Annotated in this window: 18 protein-coding genes; 7 read left to right on the top strand and 11 right to left on the bottom strand. The window is 73.3% G+C overall.

What is annotated here, in order from left to right:
• Positions 1 to 45 precede the first annotated feature (45 nt).
• The 4 genes from dnaX to NBH00_RS19350 are packed head-to-tail and all read left to right on the top strand — an operon-like array spanning position 46 to position 3,325.
• Positions 46 to 1,860, top strand: coding sequence for a DNA polymerase III subunit gamma/tau (gene dnaX, locus NBH00_RS19365; RefSeq protein ID WP_254570220.1), 1,815 nt, complete (start codon positions 46 to 48; stop codon positions 1,858 to 1,860).
• A gap of 20 nt (positions 1,861 to 1,880) precedes the next feature.
• Positions 1,881 to 2,204: a YbaB/EbfC family nucleoid-associated protein gene (locus NBH00_RS19360; protein ID WP_254570219.1), complete on the top strand. Its 324-nt coding sequence runs from the start codon at positions 1,881 to 1,883 to the stop codon at positions 2,202 to 2,204.
• Between the two features lie 45 nt (positions 2,205 to 2,249).
• A complete protein-coding gene (gene recR, locus NBH00_RS19355; protein WP_254570218.1) occupies positions 2,250 to 2,861 on the top strand; it encodes a recombination mediator RecR in 612 nt (203 codons plus the stop codon).
• Between the two features lie 32 nt (positions 2,862 to 2,893).
• Positions 2,894 to 3,325, top strand: coding sequence for a hypothetical protein (locus tag NBH00_RS19350; RefSeq protein WP_254570217.1), 432 nt, complete (start codon positions 2,894 to 2,896; stop codon positions 3,323 to 3,325).
• Between the two features lie 105 nt (positions 3,326 to 3,430).
• Here NBH00_RS19350 and NBH00_RS19345 read toward each other — a convergent pair whose 3' ends face one another.
• Positions 3,431 to 4,693, bottom strand: a complete 1,263-nt coding sequence (locus tag NBH00_RS19345) for a glycoside hydrolase family 3 N-terminal domain-containing protein (RefSeq protein WP_254570216.1) — start codon at positions 4,691 to 4,693, stop codon at positions 3,431 to 3,433.
• 143 nt (positions 4,694 to 4,836) lie between these two features.
• Between NBH00_RS19345 and NBH00_RS19340 the strand changes: the two genes are divergently transcribed.
• Positions 4,837 to 6,099, top strand: coding sequence for an aspartate kinase (locus tag NBH00_RS19340; protein ID WP_254570215.1), 1,263 nt, complete (start codon positions 4,837 to 4,839; stop codon positions 6,097 to 6,099).
• Positions 6,100 to 6,152: 53 nt separating this feature from the next.
• Positions 6,153 to 7,229, top strand: coding sequence for an aspartate-semialdehyde dehydrogenase (locus NBH00_RS19335; RefSeq protein WP_254570214.1), 1,077 nt, complete (start codon positions 6,153 to 6,155; stop codon positions 7,227 to 7,229).
• Between the two features lie 34 nt (positions 7,230 to 7,263).
• Here the strand turns inward: NBH00_RS19335 and NBH00_RS19330 are convergent, their stop codons facing one another.
• Both NBH00_RS19330 and NBH00_RS19325 read right to left on the bottom strand, forming a co-directional pair.
• Positions 7,264 to 7,728 carry a response regulator gene (locus NBH00_RS19330; protein WP_254570213.1) on the bottom strand — a complete coding sequence of 155 codons (465 nt, stop codon included), beginning with the start codon at positions 7,726 to 7,728 and terminating at the stop codon, positions 7,264 to 7,266.
• Positions 7,725 to 8,384, bottom strand: a complete 660-nt coding sequence (locus tag NBH00_RS19325) for a response regulator transcription factor (RefSeq protein WP_254570212.1) — start codon at positions 8,382 to 8,384, stop codon at positions 7,725 to 7,727. Before NBH00_RS19325 ends, NBH00_RS19330 begins: the two co-directional genes overlap by 4 nt.
• Before the next feature lie 312 nt (positions 8,385 to 8,696).
• Here NBH00_RS19325 and NBH00_RS19320 point away from each other — a divergent pair, with 312 nt between their 5' ends.
• Positions 8,697 to 8,945 (top strand): hypothetical protein, encoded by a 249-nt coding sequence (locus NBH00_RS19320; protein WP_254570211.1) that lies wholly within the window; start codon positions 8,697 to 8,699, stop codon positions 8,943 to 8,945.
• Positions 8,946 to 9,004: 59 nt separating this feature from the next.
• On the opposite strand, the gene NBH00_RS19315 is transcribed toward NBH00_RS19320, so the two are convergent.
• The 8 genes from NBH00_RS19315 to rffA all read right to left on the bottom strand — a co-directional run bounded on the left by NBH00_RS19315 (position 9,005) and on the right by rffA (position 17,206).
• Positions 9,005 to 9,346 (bottom strand): hypothetical protein, encoded by a 342-nt coding sequence (locus NBH00_RS19315; RefSeq protein ID WP_254570210.1) that lies wholly within the window; start codon positions 9,344 to 9,346, stop codon positions 9,005 to 9,007.
• Positions 9,343 to 10,257 (bottom strand): CoB--CoM heterodisulfide reductase iron-sulfur subunit B family protein, encoded by a 915-nt coding sequence (locus NBH00_RS19310; protein ID WP_254570209.1) that lies wholly within the window; start codon positions 10,255 to 10,257, stop codon positions 9,343 to 9,345. Before NBH00_RS19310 ends, NBH00_RS19315 begins: the two co-directional genes overlap by 4 nt.
• A complete protein-coding gene (locus tag NBH00_RS19305) occupies positions 10,254 to 11,375 on the bottom strand; it encodes a succinate dehydrogenase/fumarate reductase iron-sulfur subunit (RefSeq protein ID WP_254570208.1) in 1,122 nt (373 codons plus the stop codon). Before NBH00_RS19305 ends, NBH00_RS19310 begins: the two co-directional genes overlap by 4 nt.
• A 12-nt stretch (positions 11,376 to 11,387) precedes the next feature.
• Positions 11,388 to 13,082, bottom strand: a complete 1,695-nt coding sequence (locus tag NBH00_RS19300) for an FAD-binding protein (protein WP_254570207.1) — start codon at positions 13,080 to 13,082, stop codon at positions 11,388 to 11,390.
• Between the two features lie 122 nt (positions 13,083 to 13,204).
• Entirely contained in the window at positions 13,205 to 14,368 is a 1,164-nt protein-coding gene (locus tag NBH00_RS19295; protein WP_254570206.1) for a site-2 protease family protein, read from the bottom strand.
• Positions 14,369 to 14,418: 50 nt separating this feature from the next.
• Positions 14,419 to 15,618 (bottom strand): glycosyltransferase family 4 protein, encoded by a 1,200-nt coding sequence (locus NBH00_RS19290; protein WP_254570205.1) that lies wholly within the window; start codon positions 15,616 to 15,618, stop codon positions 14,419 to 14,421.
• 3 nt (positions 15,619 to 15,621) lie between these two features.
• Positions 15,622 to 15,969: a hypothetical protein gene (locus NBH00_RS19285; RefSeq protein ID WP_254570204.1), complete on the bottom strand. Its 348-nt coding sequence runs from the start codon at positions 15,967 to 15,969 to the stop codon at positions 15,622 to 15,624.
• Between the two features lie 43 nt (positions 15,970 to 16,012).
• Positions 16,013 to 17,206 carry a dTDP-4-amino-4,6-dideoxygalactose transaminase gene (gene rffA / locus NBH00_RS19280; RefSeq protein WP_254570203.1) on the bottom strand — a complete coding sequence of 398 codons (1,194 nt, stop codon included), beginning with the start codon at positions 17,204 to 17,206 and terminating at the stop codon, positions 16,013 to 16,015.
• Positions 17,207 to 17,325 lie beyond the last annotated feature (119 nt).

Genomic DNA, 17,325 nt, shown 5'->3' with positions numbered 1-17,325 from the left:
GCCATCCGAGCCGCGCCGCTGGGTATGCCAGACTGCCGAAGCCCCGTGTCGACCGCCCCGTCCCTGTACCGCCGCCATCGCCCCCGCACCTTCGCCGACGTCGTCGGCCAGGAGCACGTCGTGCGCACGCTGCGCAACGCCGTCACGCAGGACAAGCTCCACCACGCGTACCTCTTCGTCGGGTCGCGCGGGACCGGCAAGACGTCGATGGCGAAGATCCTCGCCTCGTGCCTGAACTGCGTCAACGGCCCGACCGTCGACCCGTGCGGCGTGTGCGACTCGTGCATCTCGATCCAGAACGCCCAGTCGATGGACGTCATCGAGATGGACGCGGCGTCGAACAACTCGGTCGACGACATTCGCGAGCTGCGCGACTCGGTCTCGTTCGCCCCGGTGAGCGGGAAGTACAAGGTCTACATCCTCGACGAGGCGCACATGCTGACCACGGCGGCGTGGAACGCGTTCCTCAAGACGCTTGAGGAGCCGCCGCCGAACACGATCTTCGTCCTCGCGACGACCGAGGCGAACAAGGTCCTGCCTACGGTCGTCGATCGCTGCCACCGCTTCGACTTCCAGCGGCCGACGGTCGAGCAGCTCGCGTCCGTGCTGCAGCGGGTCGCGGGCCGCGAGGCCATCGACATCCCGCCGGACGCCGTCGCCCTGCTCGCGCGGCACGCGACCGGCTCCTTCCGTGACGCGCTCGGCACGCTCGAGCAGCTCGTGACCTACGCGAGCGCTGGGGGCGACGGCGACGGCACGCGGATCGCCGTGGAGGACGTCCTCGCGGTGCTCGGCGTGGCGGACGCCGACCTCCTCTTCGGCGCGCTCGACGCCGTCGCCGCGCACGACGCCCGCGCCGCGCTCCACGCCGCCGCGGCGCTCGCCCAGACCGGTCGCGACGTGAACCAGTTCGTCCGCGACCTCGAGGGGCACGCCCGCGAGCTCATGCTCGTGCAGATGCTCGGCTCCGTCCCGGCCGAGATCGCCGTCACGCCGGACCGGGACGCGCGGCTCGCCGAGCAGGCCGGCCGCGTCGCGGCCGCCGACGTCGTCCGCTTCATCGACCTCCTCGCGGCGGCGCTGCGCGCCATGAAGGACGGCGCGGACGCCCGCACGCAGATGGAGCTCGCGCTCGTCAAGGCCGCGACGCCGGAGGTCGACGCCTCGGCGAAGGCGCTCATGGTCCGGCTCGAGCGGCTCGAGCGTGCGCTCGCCGCGGGGGGCGCGCCCGCGCCGGCGGCCCCGCCGGCCGTGCCCGTCCCGGCCCCGGCGCCTGCCCCCGAGCGCGTGAGCCCGCCGGCCCCGGCGCCCGGCCTTCCGCCGACCCCGATGGCCCAGGCCGCGCCGGCGCCCGCCCCGCAGGCCACCGCACCGCCGGCCACCGCCCCGCAGGCCGCCGCCCCGCCACCGCCACCGCCCGCCGCCCCGGCCCCCCAGCCTCCGACGGCCACCGCCCCGACCGCGACCGCCGCGGCCGACGTGACGCTGCCCGACCTCCTGCAGGTCTGGCCGGCGGTCCTCGACGCCGTCGCGCCGACGAACACGCAGCTCGCCGTCGGCCTGCGCGACGCCCGCCCGATCGCCCTCGTCGGCCGCGAGGTCACGGTCGCCTTCGACACCTCGCACCAGTTCCAGAGCAAGATCGCCGACCAGGCGGTCAACCGGGAGGTCCTCGGCGAGGCGATCCGCGCCCTCACCGGGCTCGCGGCGCGCCCGACGATCGAGGTGCACGACCTGTCCGAGCTCGTGGTCCCGGGGGAGGCGCCCGCGGCCCCGCCGCCGTCGCCCGACGACTGGGTCGACCGCATCAAGCACGAGTTCGACGCCGAAGAGATCATCCCCGAGACCGACCAGCCCTGAATCGCAGACCGGAGACCGCCATGCCCCAGCCGAACATGAACCAGATGATGAAGCAGGTCCAGAAGATGCAGGCGGACATGATGAAGGCGCAGGAGGACCTGAAGCACGAGGAGGTCACCGCGTCCGCGGGCGGCGGGATGGTCCAGGTCACGGTCTCCGGCGACCTCGTCGTCAAGAGCGTCACGATCGACGCCGAGGCCATCGACCCGGACGATCCGGAGATGCTGTCGGACCTCGTCCTCGCCGCTGTCAACCAGGGCCTGCAGAACGCGCAGGAGCTCGCCGCGAAGAAGATGGGCGGCCTCGCCGGCGGCCTCGGCGGCATGGGCCTCCCGGGCTTCTAGCCCCCGGCCCGGCCGACCGTCTCCGATCCCTCCGGACCGCCGCCCGTGTCCTCCTACGCCCCGCCCGTCCAGCGCCTCATCACCGAGCTCGGCAAGCTGCCGGGCATCGGGCAGCGCACGGCGCAGCGCCTCGCGTTCCACATCATGCGGGCGGACGTCGAGGACGCGACGGCGCTGGCGGACGCCATCCGCGAGGTGAAGGAGAAGATCCGCCTCTGCGAGATCTGCTTCAACCTCGCCGACGAGCCGCGCTGCCGCATCTGCCAGGACGAGCGCCGCGACACCTCGCTCGTCTGCGTCGTCGAGGAGCCGGGGGACATCCAGCCGATCGAGCGCACGCACGAGTACCGCGGCCGTTACCACGTGCTCGGCGGCGCGCTCTCGCCGATCGACGGCATCGACCCCGAGGACCTCAAGCTCGCCGAGCTCTACGCCCGCACGACCGCGGCGGACCCGAAGATCACGGAAGTCGTCGTCGCGACGAACCCGACGACGACCGGCGAGGCGACGGCGCTCCACATCGCCGCCGTCCTCCGCGACCGCGCCCCGGGACTCGTCGTCACCCGGCTCGCGTCCGGGCTGCCCGTCGGCTCCGATCTCGAGTACGCCGACGAGGTGACGCTCGGCAAGGCGCTCACCGGGCGCCGCGCGCTGTAGCCGCGGGCGCCGCCGCGGCTAGGCTTGACGGCATGTCAAGCACCCCGTCCGACGCCGCCCTCTCCGGCGCCGCCCACCTCGGCACCGCCGCCGGCCTGCGCGCGTTCACGCCGGCCGCCGTCCTCGCGCGCGCCGGGCGCCTCGGCGGCGGGCGGGCGGCGACGCTCGTCCCGCTCCTCGCCCTCGGCGAGCTCGTGGGCGACAAGCTCCCGATGGTGCCCGCGCGGACCTCGCCGCCGGCCCTCGCGGCGCGGGCCGTCTCCGGCGGCGTCGCCGGGCAGCTCGCCGCCGGCCCGCAGGGCGCCATCGCCGGCGCGGCCTGCGCCGTCGTCGCCGCCTACGGCGGGCAGCACACGCGGGCGTGGCTCGGCCGCGTCACCGGGCGCCCGGACCTGCAGCTCGCCCTGCTCGAGGACGCCCTCGCCGTCGCGCTCGCCTTCCGCGGCGCCCGCGCCGCGGCCTGAGCGCCCCGGGCGCCGGGTGGCGGCGAACCCCACGAGACCGGTGGGCTTCGCTGCCGCAGCCGCTTCCCGGACGGGCGGCGACCCGGGTCGCGCACCCCGCGCCGCTCACCCCTTGGCGTACCGCGCCTTGAGCGCCGCGACGTGCGCGAGCGCGCTCCGCACCCGGCGCTGGGGGATCTCGCCGGTGCGCACCGCCTGCACGACGGCGCGGTACGCCGCCTCCTGATCACCCGCGTCACCCGGGATCCACAGCAGGTCGCAGCCGGCCTTCAGCGCGTCGACCGCTGCCGACGCGATCGAGCCGCCGGACGCGAGGACGGTCTCCGCGAGGTTGCCCGAGATGATCGTGCCGCGGAAGCCCGCCTTCCGCGCGAGGGCGGGGACGGCCGGGAGCAGCGTCGCCGGCGTCACGCCGTCGTAGGCCGCGTACAGCGCGTTGGAGATGACGAGGGCGGGGACGGACGGCAGCAGCGGGTCCAGGGCCCGCAGGTCGGACGCCCGCAGCTCGGCGAGGCCGAGCCCGACCGTCGCGGGGCCGTTCGCCGGATCCTGCGACGCGGCGCCCTCACCGGGGTAGTGGCCGATCGCCGGTGCCACGCCGCCCCGCCGCCAGCCGCGGATCGCCGCCGCCGCGCGTTGTCGCACGATCTTCGGGTCGTCGCTGAACGCCCGCCCGTCCCAGGCCCCGCCGCTGTACCCGATGTCGGCGTTCGCGGTGAGCGCGAGCCGGACGCCGAGGCCGCGGAGGATCCCCGACGCCCGCCGCGCCTGGGCGCTCGCGCGGGCCCGCGAGTGGATCGCCGCCTGGCCGGCCGGGGGGAGGTTCGGGATCGTGTTGTCGGCCCCGCCGCCCTGCTCGACGGCGAGCAGCGGCACGGGGGCGCCGAGACCGGCGAGCGTCGCCTTCAGCTGCGCGGTGAGAGCGGCGAACTGGGTCCGGCTCGCGTAGTTCGCCCCGTCGAGGATGACGACGCCCCAGCGGCGGAGGGCGAGCCGGCCGAGGAACGGATCCGCGGTCCCGCGGCCACGGAAGCCGACCATGAAGAGCTGCGCGAGCCGCTGGGCCTGCCCGGCGGGGCGCGCCGGGCGCCGCGCCCTGGGAGCGGTCGTCGTCGCGGCCGGCGTGGCGACCGCCGAGGCCGACGCCGGGACGGTCGGGGCGGCCGTGCCCGCCGCCAGGAGCGGCGCCAGCGCGTCGATGAGCGACTCGTGCGCGGGGCGACGGTCGTCGCCCCCGAACGCCGAGCCGCCCTCGGGCACCTTCGGGGAGCTGTCGTGGGTCAGGGCGAGCACGCCCGCGACGCCGCCGCCGGCGAGCAGCAGGAGCAGGACGAGAGCCGCGACCCTGCGGCGGACGATCGGGACCACGGGACGATCTTCTTCGATCCGCGCCCCCGGCAGCCCCGTTCCCTCCCGAACGCGGGACTCGAACCCGCCGGCGTGGGTGCCCGCACGGCACCGTCGGGTGCGCACGGGCCTCGGAGCCCGATCCCTCGTATCCTGTGGCACCCATGTCCGGCACCGTTGTCATGAAGTTCGGCGGGACCTCCGTCGCCGACGCCGAGCGCATCAAGCGCGCTGCCGCCCGCATCGTGGCCAAGCGCGAGGCGGGCTCCCGCGTCGTCGTCGTGCTCAGCGCCCGGGGGAAGGAGACCGACCGCCTCATCGCCGACGCGCTCGAGATCTCCCCGGTGCCCGAGCCGCGCGAGATGGACATGCTGCTCTCGACCGGTGAGCGCGTCTCGTGCGCGCTGGCGGCGATGGCCATCAGCGACATGGGCCACCGCGCGATCAGCCTCACGGGCTCGCAGGCGGGCATCGTCACCGACACGTCCCACACGAAGGCCCGCATCCTCGACGTCCGCGCGGACCGCATCATGAAGGCGCTCGACGACGACAACATCGTCCTCGTGGCCGGATTCCAGGGCGTGTCGACCGCGAAGGACGTCACGACCCTCGGGCGCGGCGGGTCCGACACGACGGCCGTCGCCCTGGCGGCCGCGATCAACGCGGACGTCTGCGAGATCTACACCGACGTCGCCGGCGTCTTCAACGCCGACCCGCGCATCGTCCCGACCGCCCGCAAGCTCGACACCGTCTCGTTCGACGAGATGCTCGAGATGTCGGCGTCCGGCGCCGGTGTCCTGCAGCTGCGGTCGGTCGAGTACGCGCGCAACCACGGCGTGCGCATCCACTGTCGTTCGTCCTTCGAGGACACCCCCGGAACCGTCATCCTCAGCGAGGCAGAGACCATGGAGCATCCGCTCATCACGGCCGTCACCCACTCGACCGGGGAGGCGCGCGTGACGCTCGTCGGCCTGCCCGACACGCCGGGCATCGCGGGCCGCGTGACGACCGCCCTCGCCGAGGCGAACGTCAACGTCGACATGATCATCCAGAACGAGCCGCAGACGACGGACGCGAAGGCCGAGATGTCCTTCACCGTGCCGCGCGACGACATGCTCGCCGCCCGCGCCGCGCTCGCCCCGATCGCCGAGGAGTTCAACATCCAGCTGCAGGCCGACGAGGCGATGGGCAAGGTCTCGATCGTCGGGGCCGGCATGAAGTCGCACCCCGGCGTCGCCGCGAAGGTCTTCACCACGCTCGGCGAGAACGGGATCAACATCCAGATGATCTCCACGTCGCCGATCCGCATCTCGTGCGTCGTCCCCGGCGACAAGGTGCCGGACGCCGTCCGCGCGCTCCACGCCGCGTTCGAGCTCAGCGGCCCGGACACGATCCGCCCCGAACAACCGTTTGGAGAGTTTGCATGAGGAACGCGGAGAACGGAAGCCAGGAGGTGCGAGCCCCTGGGCGAGTACCTCCAATGGGAAGCGAGCCCTCTGGGCGAGCTTCCCGCCCCATCCGCGTCGCCGTCGTCGGCGCCACCGGCGCCGTCGGCACCGCCATGCTCGACCTCCTCGCCAAGCGGGACTTCCCGGCGAGCGAGATCGTCCCGTTCGCGAGCGCCCGCAGCGCCGGCAAGGTCCTGCCGAACGGCATGACGGTCCAGGGCATCGCCGACGACACGATCCAGGGCTTCGACGTCGCGATCTTCTCGGCGGGCGGTGCGATCTCCCGTGAGTGGGCGCCGAAGTTCGCCGCGGCCGGCGCGGTCGTCGTCGACAACTCGTCCGCCTTCCGGATGGACGACCACGTGCCGCTCGTCGTGGCCGAGGTCAACCCGGACGAGCTCGCCCACGCGAGCAAGGGCATCGTCGCCAACCCGAACTGCACGACGATGGCGATCATGCTGCCGCTCAAGGCGCTGCACGACGCCTTCGGCCTGCGGTCGTTCGTCGCCTCGAGCTACCAGGCCGCCGGCGGCGCCGGGCAGTCCGGCATGGACGAGCTCGCCGAGCAGGTGCCGTCGTTCCTGAAGCAGCGCGACCGCCTCGTCGACGACGGCGCGTCCGTACTCGCCGGCGCGACCCACTCGATCCACGCGGCGCCGCTCGCCTTCAACGTCATCCCCTGGCTCGGCAGCGAGGCGGGGGACGGCTACAGCGACGAGGAGATGAAGATGGTCTTCGAGTCGCGCAAGATCCTCGGCCTGCCCGAGCTCGGCGTCACCCCGACGTGCGTGCGCGTCCCCGTCATGGTCGGCCACGCGATCCAGGTCCGCGCGACCTTCGAGCGCGAGCCGGACCTCGATGTCGCCCGCGCCGCGCTGGAGGCCTTCCCCGGCGTCGTCGTCGACGACGTCCCGACGCCGGTGAAGTACGCCGGCAAGGACGAGGTCGCCGTCGGTCGGCTGCGCCCCGACCTCCAGGACCCGAAGGCGCTGAACCTCTTCGTCGTGGGCGACAACCTGCTCAAGGGCGCCGCGCTGAACACCGTGCAGCTCGCGGAGCTGCTGCACGCGCGCGGCCTCGTCGGCGCGGGCGCGCCGACCGCCTCCTAGCGGCGCCGGGCGGGCGCCGGCCTCGGGCCGGCGCCTACTGCGCTCCCGCCGCGGGCGAGCAGACGAGCTCGAGCCAGAAGCGGTCGTGGTGCGTGACGAGGTGGACGAACGTGTCGAGGTCGATCGGCTTCTCGAGGAAGCCGTCGGCGTCGAGCTCCTCCTCCTGCACCATCTGGCGGTGGGTCACCGACGCGGTGAGGACGAACACCGGGATGTGGCGGAGCCGGGGCTCGGCTCGCATCTGCGCGAGCACGCCGCGGCCGTCGGTGCCGGGGAGGTCGAGGTCGAGGAGCACGAGGTCCGGGAGCGGGGGGTCGTCCTCGCTCAGGCCGGCGCCGCGCAGGTGCGAGAGCGCCTCGCTGCCGTTGCCGACGACCGTCAGCCGGTTGGCCACGCGAGCCTCGCGGAGCAGCTCGACGGTGAGGCGCACATCGGCGAGGTTGTCCTCCACGAGCAGGACACTCGCCGGCTGGAACTGCGAGCCCGACGTGCCGCTCATGGGCGGCGCTGGGTCGAGAGGGAAGCAAGCTCGCGGCGCGTGCGCACCCCCAGTTTGCGGTAGATGTTGCGGCGGTGGGTGCGGACGGTCTCGATGCCGACGTGCAGGACGTGGGCGATCTCGGCGTTCGACTGGCCCTCCTGGAGGTGCGCGAGCACGTCCGCCTCACGCGGCGTGAGGAGCTCGGGGCCGGAGACGGGTTGGGCGGGCCGCCCGGCGGGCGTCGCCTCCTCGGAGTCGTCGCGGCGGGGATGGGGGACGACGGTCCGCGGGAGGACCTGCAGGCCGCGGGAGGCGAGGTGGATGGCGCTGAGGATGTCGCGCGCCTGCGTCTCCTTGCTCAGGCAGGCCGACGCGCCGAACGCGAGCATCTGGTTCGCCTCGGCGAGCGTGGGGTGGTTCGCGAGGATGAGGAAGCGCGTGCCCGTATGGGCGGTGCTGAGGTGATGCACCTCGGCCGGCGACCGCAGGGAGCCGAAGTTCAGGATGGCGACGGTCGGGCGGATGTCGTCCAGGGTCCGTTCGAGGTCCTCGAGCGTGATGTCGAAGGCCGCGAGGCTCAGGGTCCCGTCGTCCTCGACGAAGCCGCGGAGCCCGCGAGCGATGAGGTCCTCGAAGCGGGCGAGGACGATGGTGATCGGCCGACGGGGCTGCACTTCAGGCGGTATCGGCATGCCGGGGCGAAAGGGTGAGGGGAATCTCACCCTTTTATCACCCTTTGCCTCCCCCGAAGATCACCCGGTGCGGGGGACGACGGCCCGGCCCCGGTGCTCCATGCTTCTCCTTGTCGCCGCCGAGACGCCGCACACGGGCCGGGAGACCCGAGGATCAGGCAGCACGGCGGATCGGCGACACCAGATTTCCCTGGGGCGGACAATGGGGTACGCAGAAGGGTGAGACATGAGGCGGGCCCTGGGGCCCGCCTCGTGTGTTGACGCACAGACGGACTCACGGACGAGGAGAAGGCAATGGATCTGGAACGTCAGACGGCCCGGCTGCGCGAGGTCGAGCAGCAGCTGCAGGCGCTCGCCCGCCCGGTGGCCCAGCGCTACGAGCGCCTCGGCCCGGCCGGCCTCTACGCCCTTGCCGCCGCCGAGCTGCGGCTCGCGGCGATCAGCCGGGACGACAGCGCCCGGCGCGTGCACGAGGGCGCCGCGGCCGCCGCGGAGACGCTCGCCGACCGCGCGGTCGCGCGCGGCCGGAACTCGCCGGGGTAGGCGCTCTGGCAGCGACGGCCACCGAGTAGGTGGGGTCTTCGCTGCCGTACGGGCGCCGGCTAGCGCCGCTGGGGGCGGCGGCGCAGCCGCGCGCGGGCCGCGTCGAAGGACGCGGGGTCGACGCCGTCCGCCGGGGGGCCGGCGGCGTCGGCCGGGCCGGCGGCGGCAGCGGCCGCAGCGGCGAGCCGGGCGGCGGCCTCGGCCTTGAGCCGCTCGCGGGCGGCCTCGATGCGACCGGGGTCGAGGGGCGGCGCCTCCGGCGGCACGATCAGCGGGACGATCGAGTCGGGGGCGTCCGCCCGGGCCCGCCGCCGACGGCGGGCGGGCGCGGAGGAGAAGGTCCGCAGCAGGTCGGCGACCTGCTGCGGATCGGCACCAGGGGTGGGCGAGCCGTCGCTCACCCCACCGAGCCGACGACGGACGTGGTCCAGTCGATGACCGAGGTGGGCTTCACGACGTGACGCTGGAGGCCGATCTCCTTGGGGGAGAGGCCGAGCGCGAGGCCGACGAGCTGCGGGAGGTGGAGGACCGGCATGTCGAGCTTGCGCCCGACGGCCTTCGCCGCCAGCGGCTGCTGGAGGTCGAGGTTGAGGTGGCACAGCGGGCACGGCGTGACGAGGCAGTCCGCGTCCGCGTCCTTCGCATCGCCGAGGTGACGGCCGGCCTGCGCGAGCGAGGCCTCCGTGTTCATCGTGATGATCGGGAAGCCGCAGCACTTGTGCGAGCCCGCGTAGTCGATGACCGTGCCGCCGAGCGCCTCGATGACGAGCGGCAGGTACGTGTCGCGCGGGTGCTCGTCGTCGATGCCGATGCGCGACTTCGGACGCACGATGTAGCAGCCGTAGAACGGGCCGACCTTGAGGTCGGTCAGCGGGCGCTTGACCTTGCTCTTCAGCGCCTCCAGGCCGATCTCCTCGACGAGCAGCCAGAGGAAGTTCTTGTTCGAGATGCCGGCGGTGTACTCCAGGCCGTCGGGCTTCAGCGTCTCGTTGACCTGCGCGCGGTACTCGGCGCTCGCGTCGAGCCGCTCCTGCGACTCGGAGTGGGCGCCCTGGCACGTGGAGCAGATGTTCATCATGAGGTCCGCGCCGTTGCGGATCTCCTGCTGGGCCATCGCGAACGTGCGGGCGTTGAGCGTGTCCGCGAGCTCCTGGTTGTGCTCGGCGATGACGCCGGCGCCCGAGCAGCACGCCCGGTCGAGCTCGATGAGCTCGAGGTCGAGGAGCGGCGCGACCTTCGCCATCGAGCCGTGGAGCTCGGGGGTGAAACCGCGGCTCACGCAGCCGGGCCAGTAGGCGACCTTCTTGCTCATGCGGTGGCCTCCTGGCCGGCGTGGGCTCCGTTCTGCGGAGCCTCCTCGGGCTGGTTCGGCGCGTTGTCCTCGTCCGTGCCCGAGATGTACAGGTTGAACTCGTTGCGCTTGTCGCGGTTCTCGATCGTGTCGAAGATCCGCTTCACGTCCGCCGGCGCCTTGTGCGGGTGCAGCAGGGCGACCTTCAGCGTCGCCTTGCCGCGCAGGAGCGCGCGGGTGATGACCGGGAGCGACTTCGCGAGGAACAGGCCCGACGCGGGGTTGAGCTTGCCGCCGAAGGAGTCGGCGAGCAGGTCGTTCTCGTGGAGGAGGCCGTTCTTGTTGATGTTCTTGACGAACGCCTTCTCGTGGTTGAAGCCGTTGTTGCGGTCCTTGATGTGGTGGTCGCCGGTGGCGCGGCGGCGCAGGCGCATGATCTGCGACATCGGCGCGACGCCCTTCGGGCAGGCCTCGATGCACTTGAAGCAGTGCGTGCACGAGTACATGCCGTGCGGGTCCTCGGCGATGTCCTTCAGGCGCTCGGCCTGCTGCGTGTCGCGCGGGTCCCCGACGAAGCGGTAGGACTTCGCGAGCGCGGCGGGGCCGATGAACAGCGGGTCCACCTCCATCGAGAGGCAGTCCGAGACACAGGCGCCGCACTGGATGCAGGCCATCGTCTGCGTGACGTCGACCATCGCCTCCTTGGGGACGATGTGCTCGCGCTCGGGCATGTTCTCGTCGTCGGCGAGGAGCCACGGCGTGACGCGCTGGATCTTCTTCCAGTGGACCGCGTCCATGTCGACGATGAGGTCCTTGATGACGGGCATGTTGCCCATCGGCTCGACGTCGATGACGCCGTTCTTCGCGGTCTTCAGCGCGTCGCCGAGGTGCGTGTGGCAGGCGAGGCCGGGCTGGCCGTTGACGCGCACGCCGCACGAGCCGCAGATCGCGGCCTTGCACGAGCAGCGCACGCCGATCGAGCCGTCGAAACGACCCTTCGCCTGGAGCAGGCCCTCGAGGACGGAGCGGTGGGGCTCGAGCTGGATCGTGTGCTCATCCCAGTACGGCGCCTCCCCGGACTCCGGGTCGTAGCGGCGGACGCGCAGGGTGAAGTCCTGCGGCGGCTTCTTGGGTTCCATGGGTCGGGGCTCCTAGTACTTGCGCTCTTCGGGCTGCCACTGCGTGATCGTCACCGGCGAGTAGGTGATCGCCGGCTCGTCGTCGGCGGTGATCGTCGTGTTGATGTGCTTCTGCCATTCCTCGTCGTTGCGCTCGGGGTAGTCCGTGCGGAACTGGGCCCCGCGGGACTCCTTGCGCTCGAGGGCGGCGAGCACGCAGCACTCGGCGGCATCGAGCATGTAGCCGAGCTCGATCGCGCCGAGGACGTCCTGGTTGAAGACGGTGCCGCGGTCGTCGATGTACGCCGACCGGGACTCCTCCTTCAGCCGCTTGACGACCTCCTGGGCCTCGAGCATGCCGGCCTCGTCGCGGTAGACGGCGAGCTTCTGGTTCATGATCGTGCCGAGCTCGTCCTTGATCTCGGAGATGCGGCGACCGGTCTTCGGGCGGTTGATGATCTCGCTGATCATCGCCTCGTCGCGCTTGAGGATCGCGTCGTCGTTGACGGGCATCGCCATGTGCTTGGAGCGCTCCGCGGCGTGCTCGCCGGAGCGGCGGCCGAAGATGAGCGTGTCGAGCAGCGAGTTCGCGCCGAGGCGGTTGCCGCCGTGGACGGAGACGCAGGCGACCTCGCCGGCGGCGTACAGGCCCTTGACCGGGGTGGCGCCGTCGATGTCGGTCTTGACGCCGCCCATGATGTAGTGCTGGCCGGGGCGGATGAGGATCGGCTCGCGCGTGATGTCGACGCCGGCGAAGTCCTTGCCGATGTTGACGATCTCGCGGAGCGCCTCGAGCGTGCGCTTCTTCGGGACGACGGTGATGTCGAGGTAGATGCCCTCGCCGTTGAGGCCGACGCCGCGGCCCTCGTTGATCTCGGTCTGCTCGGCGCGGGAGACGACGTCGCGCGAGGCGAGCTCCATCTTGTTCGGCGCGTACTTCTCCATGAAGCGCTCGCCGTCCTTGTTCAGGAGGTGCGCACCCTCGCCGCGGGCGCCCTCGGTGATGAGGAAGCCGTTCTCGACGAGCGTGGTCGGGTGGTACTGGATCATCTCCATGTCCATGAGCGGCACGCCGACCCGGTAGGCCTGCGCGATGCCGTCCGCGGTGCAGATGAGGGCGTTGGTCGTGGGCTTCCAGACCTGGCCCGCGCCGCCGGAGGCGAGGATGACGTTCTTCGCGGTGAAGACCTCCATCCGGCCGGTGCGGATGTGACGCGCGACGCAGCCGGTGCAGGTGCCCTCGGCGTCGAGGATGAGCGAGGTCGTGAACCACTCCTCGTACCGGTCGACGGTCTCATGGTGCTTCATGAGCTGCTCGTAGAGCACGTGGAGGATCGCCTGGCCGGTGATGTCCGCGACGTACGCGGTGCGCTTCACCGAGGCGCCGCCGAAGGCGCGCAGGTCGAGGTGACCCGTCTCGTTGCGGTGGAAGGTGACGCCGATGTGCTCGAGGTGCATGACCTCCTTGGGCGCCTCGGAGCACATCACCTCGATCGCGTCCTGGTCTCCGAGGAAGTCGGAGCCCTTGACGGTGTCGTAGGCGTGCGAACGCCAGTCGTCGTCGACGGAGACGGCGGCGTTGATGCCGCCGGCCGCGGCGACGGAGTGGGAGCGGACCGGATGGACCTTGCTCATGATCGCGACGGTCACGCCGGTCTCGGCGGCGGCGAGGGCGGCTCGCTGGCCCGCGAGACCTGCGCCGATGATCAGGACGTCATGTGATGGCAACTTGACTCTCTCTGCGACGGACGGGCTTTCGGGGACGCACTCTATACGGGCGACCCCGGATCGCGGCCTACGGGTCCGTAACGTCGGGACGCCCGGTAAACCCGACCGATACGGGCGGATTTTCAGCGGCCGGGGGCCGCGGCGGCGAGCGCGCGGCCGACCTGCTCGGCGGTGACCACGCCCTGCAGCCGGTCCTGCGCGTCGACGACCATGACCACGCCGAGCTGCCGCAGCGACGGGGTCTGCAGCAGCGCCTCGAGGTCGGTCTCCGGCGTGACGCGCGCATCGTCCGGGCCGCCGGGCGGGTCGAGGAGCTCGACCACCGGCAGGACGGGCTGTCCGTCCGCCAGGGCGGCGTGCACGCGGTCCGCGCGGAGGGTCCCGAGGTAGCGCCCGTCGGCGGCGACGACGCAGATGAACGGCAGGCCGCGTGCCCCGAACCAGTGCTCCTGGGCGTCGCGGACGGTGACCTCCGGCGGCATCGTCAGCGGGTCCGGGGCCATGATGTCCGCGGCGGTCAGGCCCTCCAGGCGCTCGCGCACCCCCGAGGAGATGACGGCGGCCCGGGCGCTCTGCAGCATGAACCAGCCGAGGACGATCAGCCAGACGCCGTTGAGGCCGTTGCCGCTGAAGGCGAGGACGAGGCCGACGCCGATGAGCAGGTAGGCGAACCCCTGGCCGAGCCGTCCCGCGAAGCGCGTGCCGCGGTTGCGGTCACCGGTCGCGCGCCACGCCGCCGCGCGCGCGATCCGGCCGCCGTCGAGCGGGTAGGCCGGGACGAGGTTGAAGAGCAGCAGCAGGACGTTGATTCCCGCGATGAACCCGATGAGCGCGCTGAACGGCGACGCGTCGGTCTGACTCAGCGTCGCGGTGTCGGCGAACGTCCCCGCCTTCGAGCCGACGAGCCCGGCGACGACGCAGACGACGATGATGAGGAGGGTCGCGAGCGGGCCGGCGGCGGCGACCCGGAACTCCTCGCCGGCGGTCTCCGGCTCGCGGTCGAGCTTCGCGAGGCCGCCGAAGAACCACAGGTCGATGCCGCGCGTGCCGATCCCGGCGCGGCGCGCGGCGAGCGCGTGGCCGAGCTCGTGGACGACGAGCGAGGCCATGTAGAGGAGGGCCGCGCCGACGGCGCAGGCGAAGGCCTCCTGGTCGGAGCCGGCGAGGACGTCCCCGAAGTACCCCGTCAGCCAGTAGATGAGGAGGAAGAGGACGAAGAACCAGCTCGGCGTGACCGCGACGCGGATGCCGAAGACCTTCGCGAGCTGAATCGGTCCCCCGCGCATGGACACCATCGTGGCAGGTGCGCGCCGGGGCGGCGACCGGACCCGGTGCGCTACGCGACGCCGACCCGGGCGCGCAGGATCGTCCGGAGCCCCGCCTCGACCGCGTCGGCCGCGCGCTGCCAGCTCGCCGCCGCGACGTGGGCGGCGCCCGCCTGCGCCCGGCGCGCCCGCTCCTCCGGGTCGTCGAGCAGCCGCTCGACGGCAGCGGCGATCGCCAGGGGGGAGAGGGCGGCGAGCTCGACGAGGCCGGTGTCCGCGTGCTCGGCCGCGGTGCCGAAGCCGTCGAGGTCGACGACCGGCAGTCCGCAGGCGAGCATGTCGTGGGGGACGAGCGACCCGTGGGTGAGCGAGAACGCGAGGCCGACGGTGGCCTCGGAATACACCCACGAGAGGTCCTCCGGCGCGATCGGGCCGAGGTGCTCGTAGGCGAACGTGCACTCCGGGACGCCCTGGTCGCCGAAGAGCACGACGCGCAGGTCCGGGCGCCGGGCCTTGAGCTCCTGCAGCGCGATGAGCGCGAGGGCGACGGCACGGCGCGGGGTGGAGTCGCGGCCGTACACGACGATCGTGTCGTCGCGGCGCGCGACCGGGCGCGGCCCGAAGGCCGGGTCGACCGGGTAGGCGAACCGCCCGGCGACCTGCGCGCCGTAGCGCGTGGTCAGCAGGTCGGCCAGCCACGGTCCGCCGCCGACGAAGCACGGCAGGCCGAGCGTGTAGGTCCGCGCCGCGAACAGCGACTCGAGCGACGTGGGGTAGAACTCGGGCTCGTGGTCGTTCACGAGGTACGCGCGGGCGCGGCAGCCGGGGAGCGACATCGCCGGGTAGACGGTCTGCCACCCCGTGGCGAGCACGACGTCGGCGCCGTCCCAGTGCTCGAAGCCGGCGAAGACCGGCCCCTCGAGCCCGACGTACTGCTCGCGGATCGCGCCGCGCAGGACCGCGCCCGTCGCGTCCGGCCGCTCGCCGTGCGGATCGTGGACCCACGTCGTGACGGTGTGCCCACGCTGCTCGAGTTCGTGGGCGAGCGCGAAGACGACCTGGTGCCCTCCGCTGCCGAAGGCGAAGTGCGGGACGACGAGCGCCAGCCGCAGGGGCCGATCGGGGGTGCTCTCGGGGAGGGGCTCGAGCGGGGCGATGCGCCCGTCGAGGACGTCGGTGATCGGCGTGTAGACGTGCGGCCGGCCGGTGGGGCCGGCGTCGATGAGCCGGCCGCGCGGGGCGGTCCGGACGCCGGTGCCGTCGTCGGTCACCGGTCAGCTCCCGAGGGTGCGGCGCGCGCGCCCGGCGCCGCGGGACACCGCACGCGCGGCGCGGCCCGTGGCCCGCGCGGCGCGCGCGGCGGGGTGCGCCATGACGGCGTTCAGGTCGATGCCCGCGCGCCGCAGCCACTGCACCTCGGCGCGCGTGCGGCCGAGCTCCACCCGGACCGCGGCGAGCTCCGCCCGCGCGTCCTCCAGCGCGTAGGTCAGCTCCTTCTCGGTCTGCGCGAGCCGGGCGGCGAGCGTCGCCGAGTGCTGCTGCTCGGCGGCGAGCGCGGCGTGGGCGGCGGCGGCCTGGGCGGCGAGCTCGCGGTCGAGCTGGGCGACGGTGGGGTCGGTCATCGGGTGGCCCGGCCGCGCGTCGCCCGCCGCGCCCCGCGGACCCTCACGCGGCGACCGCGGTGGGGAGGACCTCGAGCAGCGCCTCGATGACGCGGTCGGCGTCGTGTGGCGCCATGTAGGTGTGCAGCGGGAGGCGCAGCAGGCGGGCGGCGAAGCTCTCGGTCCCGGCGAGGTCGCCGTGGACGCGCGCGTGCCGCAGGCCGGCGGGCGAGGAGTGCAGCGGGACGTAGTGGAAGGTGGCCTCGACGCCCAGGGCGCCGAGATCGCGCCGCAGCTGCTCGCGGGCGGCGTGCGTCGGGAGCGTCACCGCGTAGATGTGGGCGTTCGAACGGCACTCGCCGGGGACGACGGGGCGCGTGAGGTGCCCGGCCCATTCGGCGGGGCCGAGCGCCGCGTGGAACCGGTCCCACACGAGGCGCCGCGCCGCGGTGATCGCGTCGAGCTCCTCGAGCTGCGGCGCCAGGTAGGCGGCGGCGAGCTCGTTGAGGGCGAAGTTCGAGCCGGCGTCGATCCAGCGGTAGCGCGTGACCTCGCCGCGGGTGAAGCGCGCGCGGTCGGTGCCGTAGTCGCGCAGCGCCTCGGCGCGGGCCACGAGGGCGCGGTCGTTGACGACGAGGGCGCCGCCGCTGCCGCTGGTGAGGTTCTTCGTCGCGTCGAAGCTCAGGGCGCCGAGGCTGCCGATCGAGCCGAGCGCGCGGCCGCGGTACGTCGCGCCGATCCCCTGGGCGGCATCTTCGACGAGCGCGATCCCGCGGGGCTTGGCGATGGCGCGCAGCCGGTCCATGTCGGCCCCGACGCCCGCGTAGTGCACCGGCACGATCGCCCGGGTCCTCGTCGTCACGGCCGCCTCCACGGCGTCCGGGTCGACGTTGCCGGTCGCCGGGTCGATGTCGACGAAGACGGGGACCCCGCCGCGCAGGACGACGGCGTTCGCGGACGACGCGAACCCGAACGACGGCATGACGACCTCGTCGCCGGGGCCGAGATCGAGCAGGCGCATCGCGAGCTCGAGGGCGGCGGTGCACGACTGGACCATCAGGACGGCTCCGGCGCCGAGCGCCCGGGCCAGCAGCTCCTCGCAGCGGCGGGTGGCCGGGCCGCGCGCCTTCAGCTCCCCGGCCGCGATCGCGGCAGCCACGGCGGCGGCGCCGGAGACGCTCGCAGTCGTCCGCTGGAACGGGACGGGGCGGGGGCAGGATGGACGGGCCGACGACGTCGGCGTGCTCGTGCTGCTCATGTCGGCACCCCCAGGATCACGCGATCCTACGCGCCGGGCGGGGGGACGGTGTGCCGGCTCTTGGCGGTCTCACAGGTTGCGTTCAGGTACGCGGGTCCGGCTCGTCCCGACGGTCAGCC

It is taken from the genome of Paraconexibacter antarcticus, from assembly GCF_024220175.1.
In the GTDB taxonomy this organism is placed as follows: domain Bacteria; phylum Actinomycetota; class Thermoleophilia; order Solirubrobacterales; family Solirubrobacteraceae; genus Paraconexibacter; species Paraconexibacter antarcticus.
This window is presented reverse-complemented; position numbering and strand designations above follow the sequence as displayed.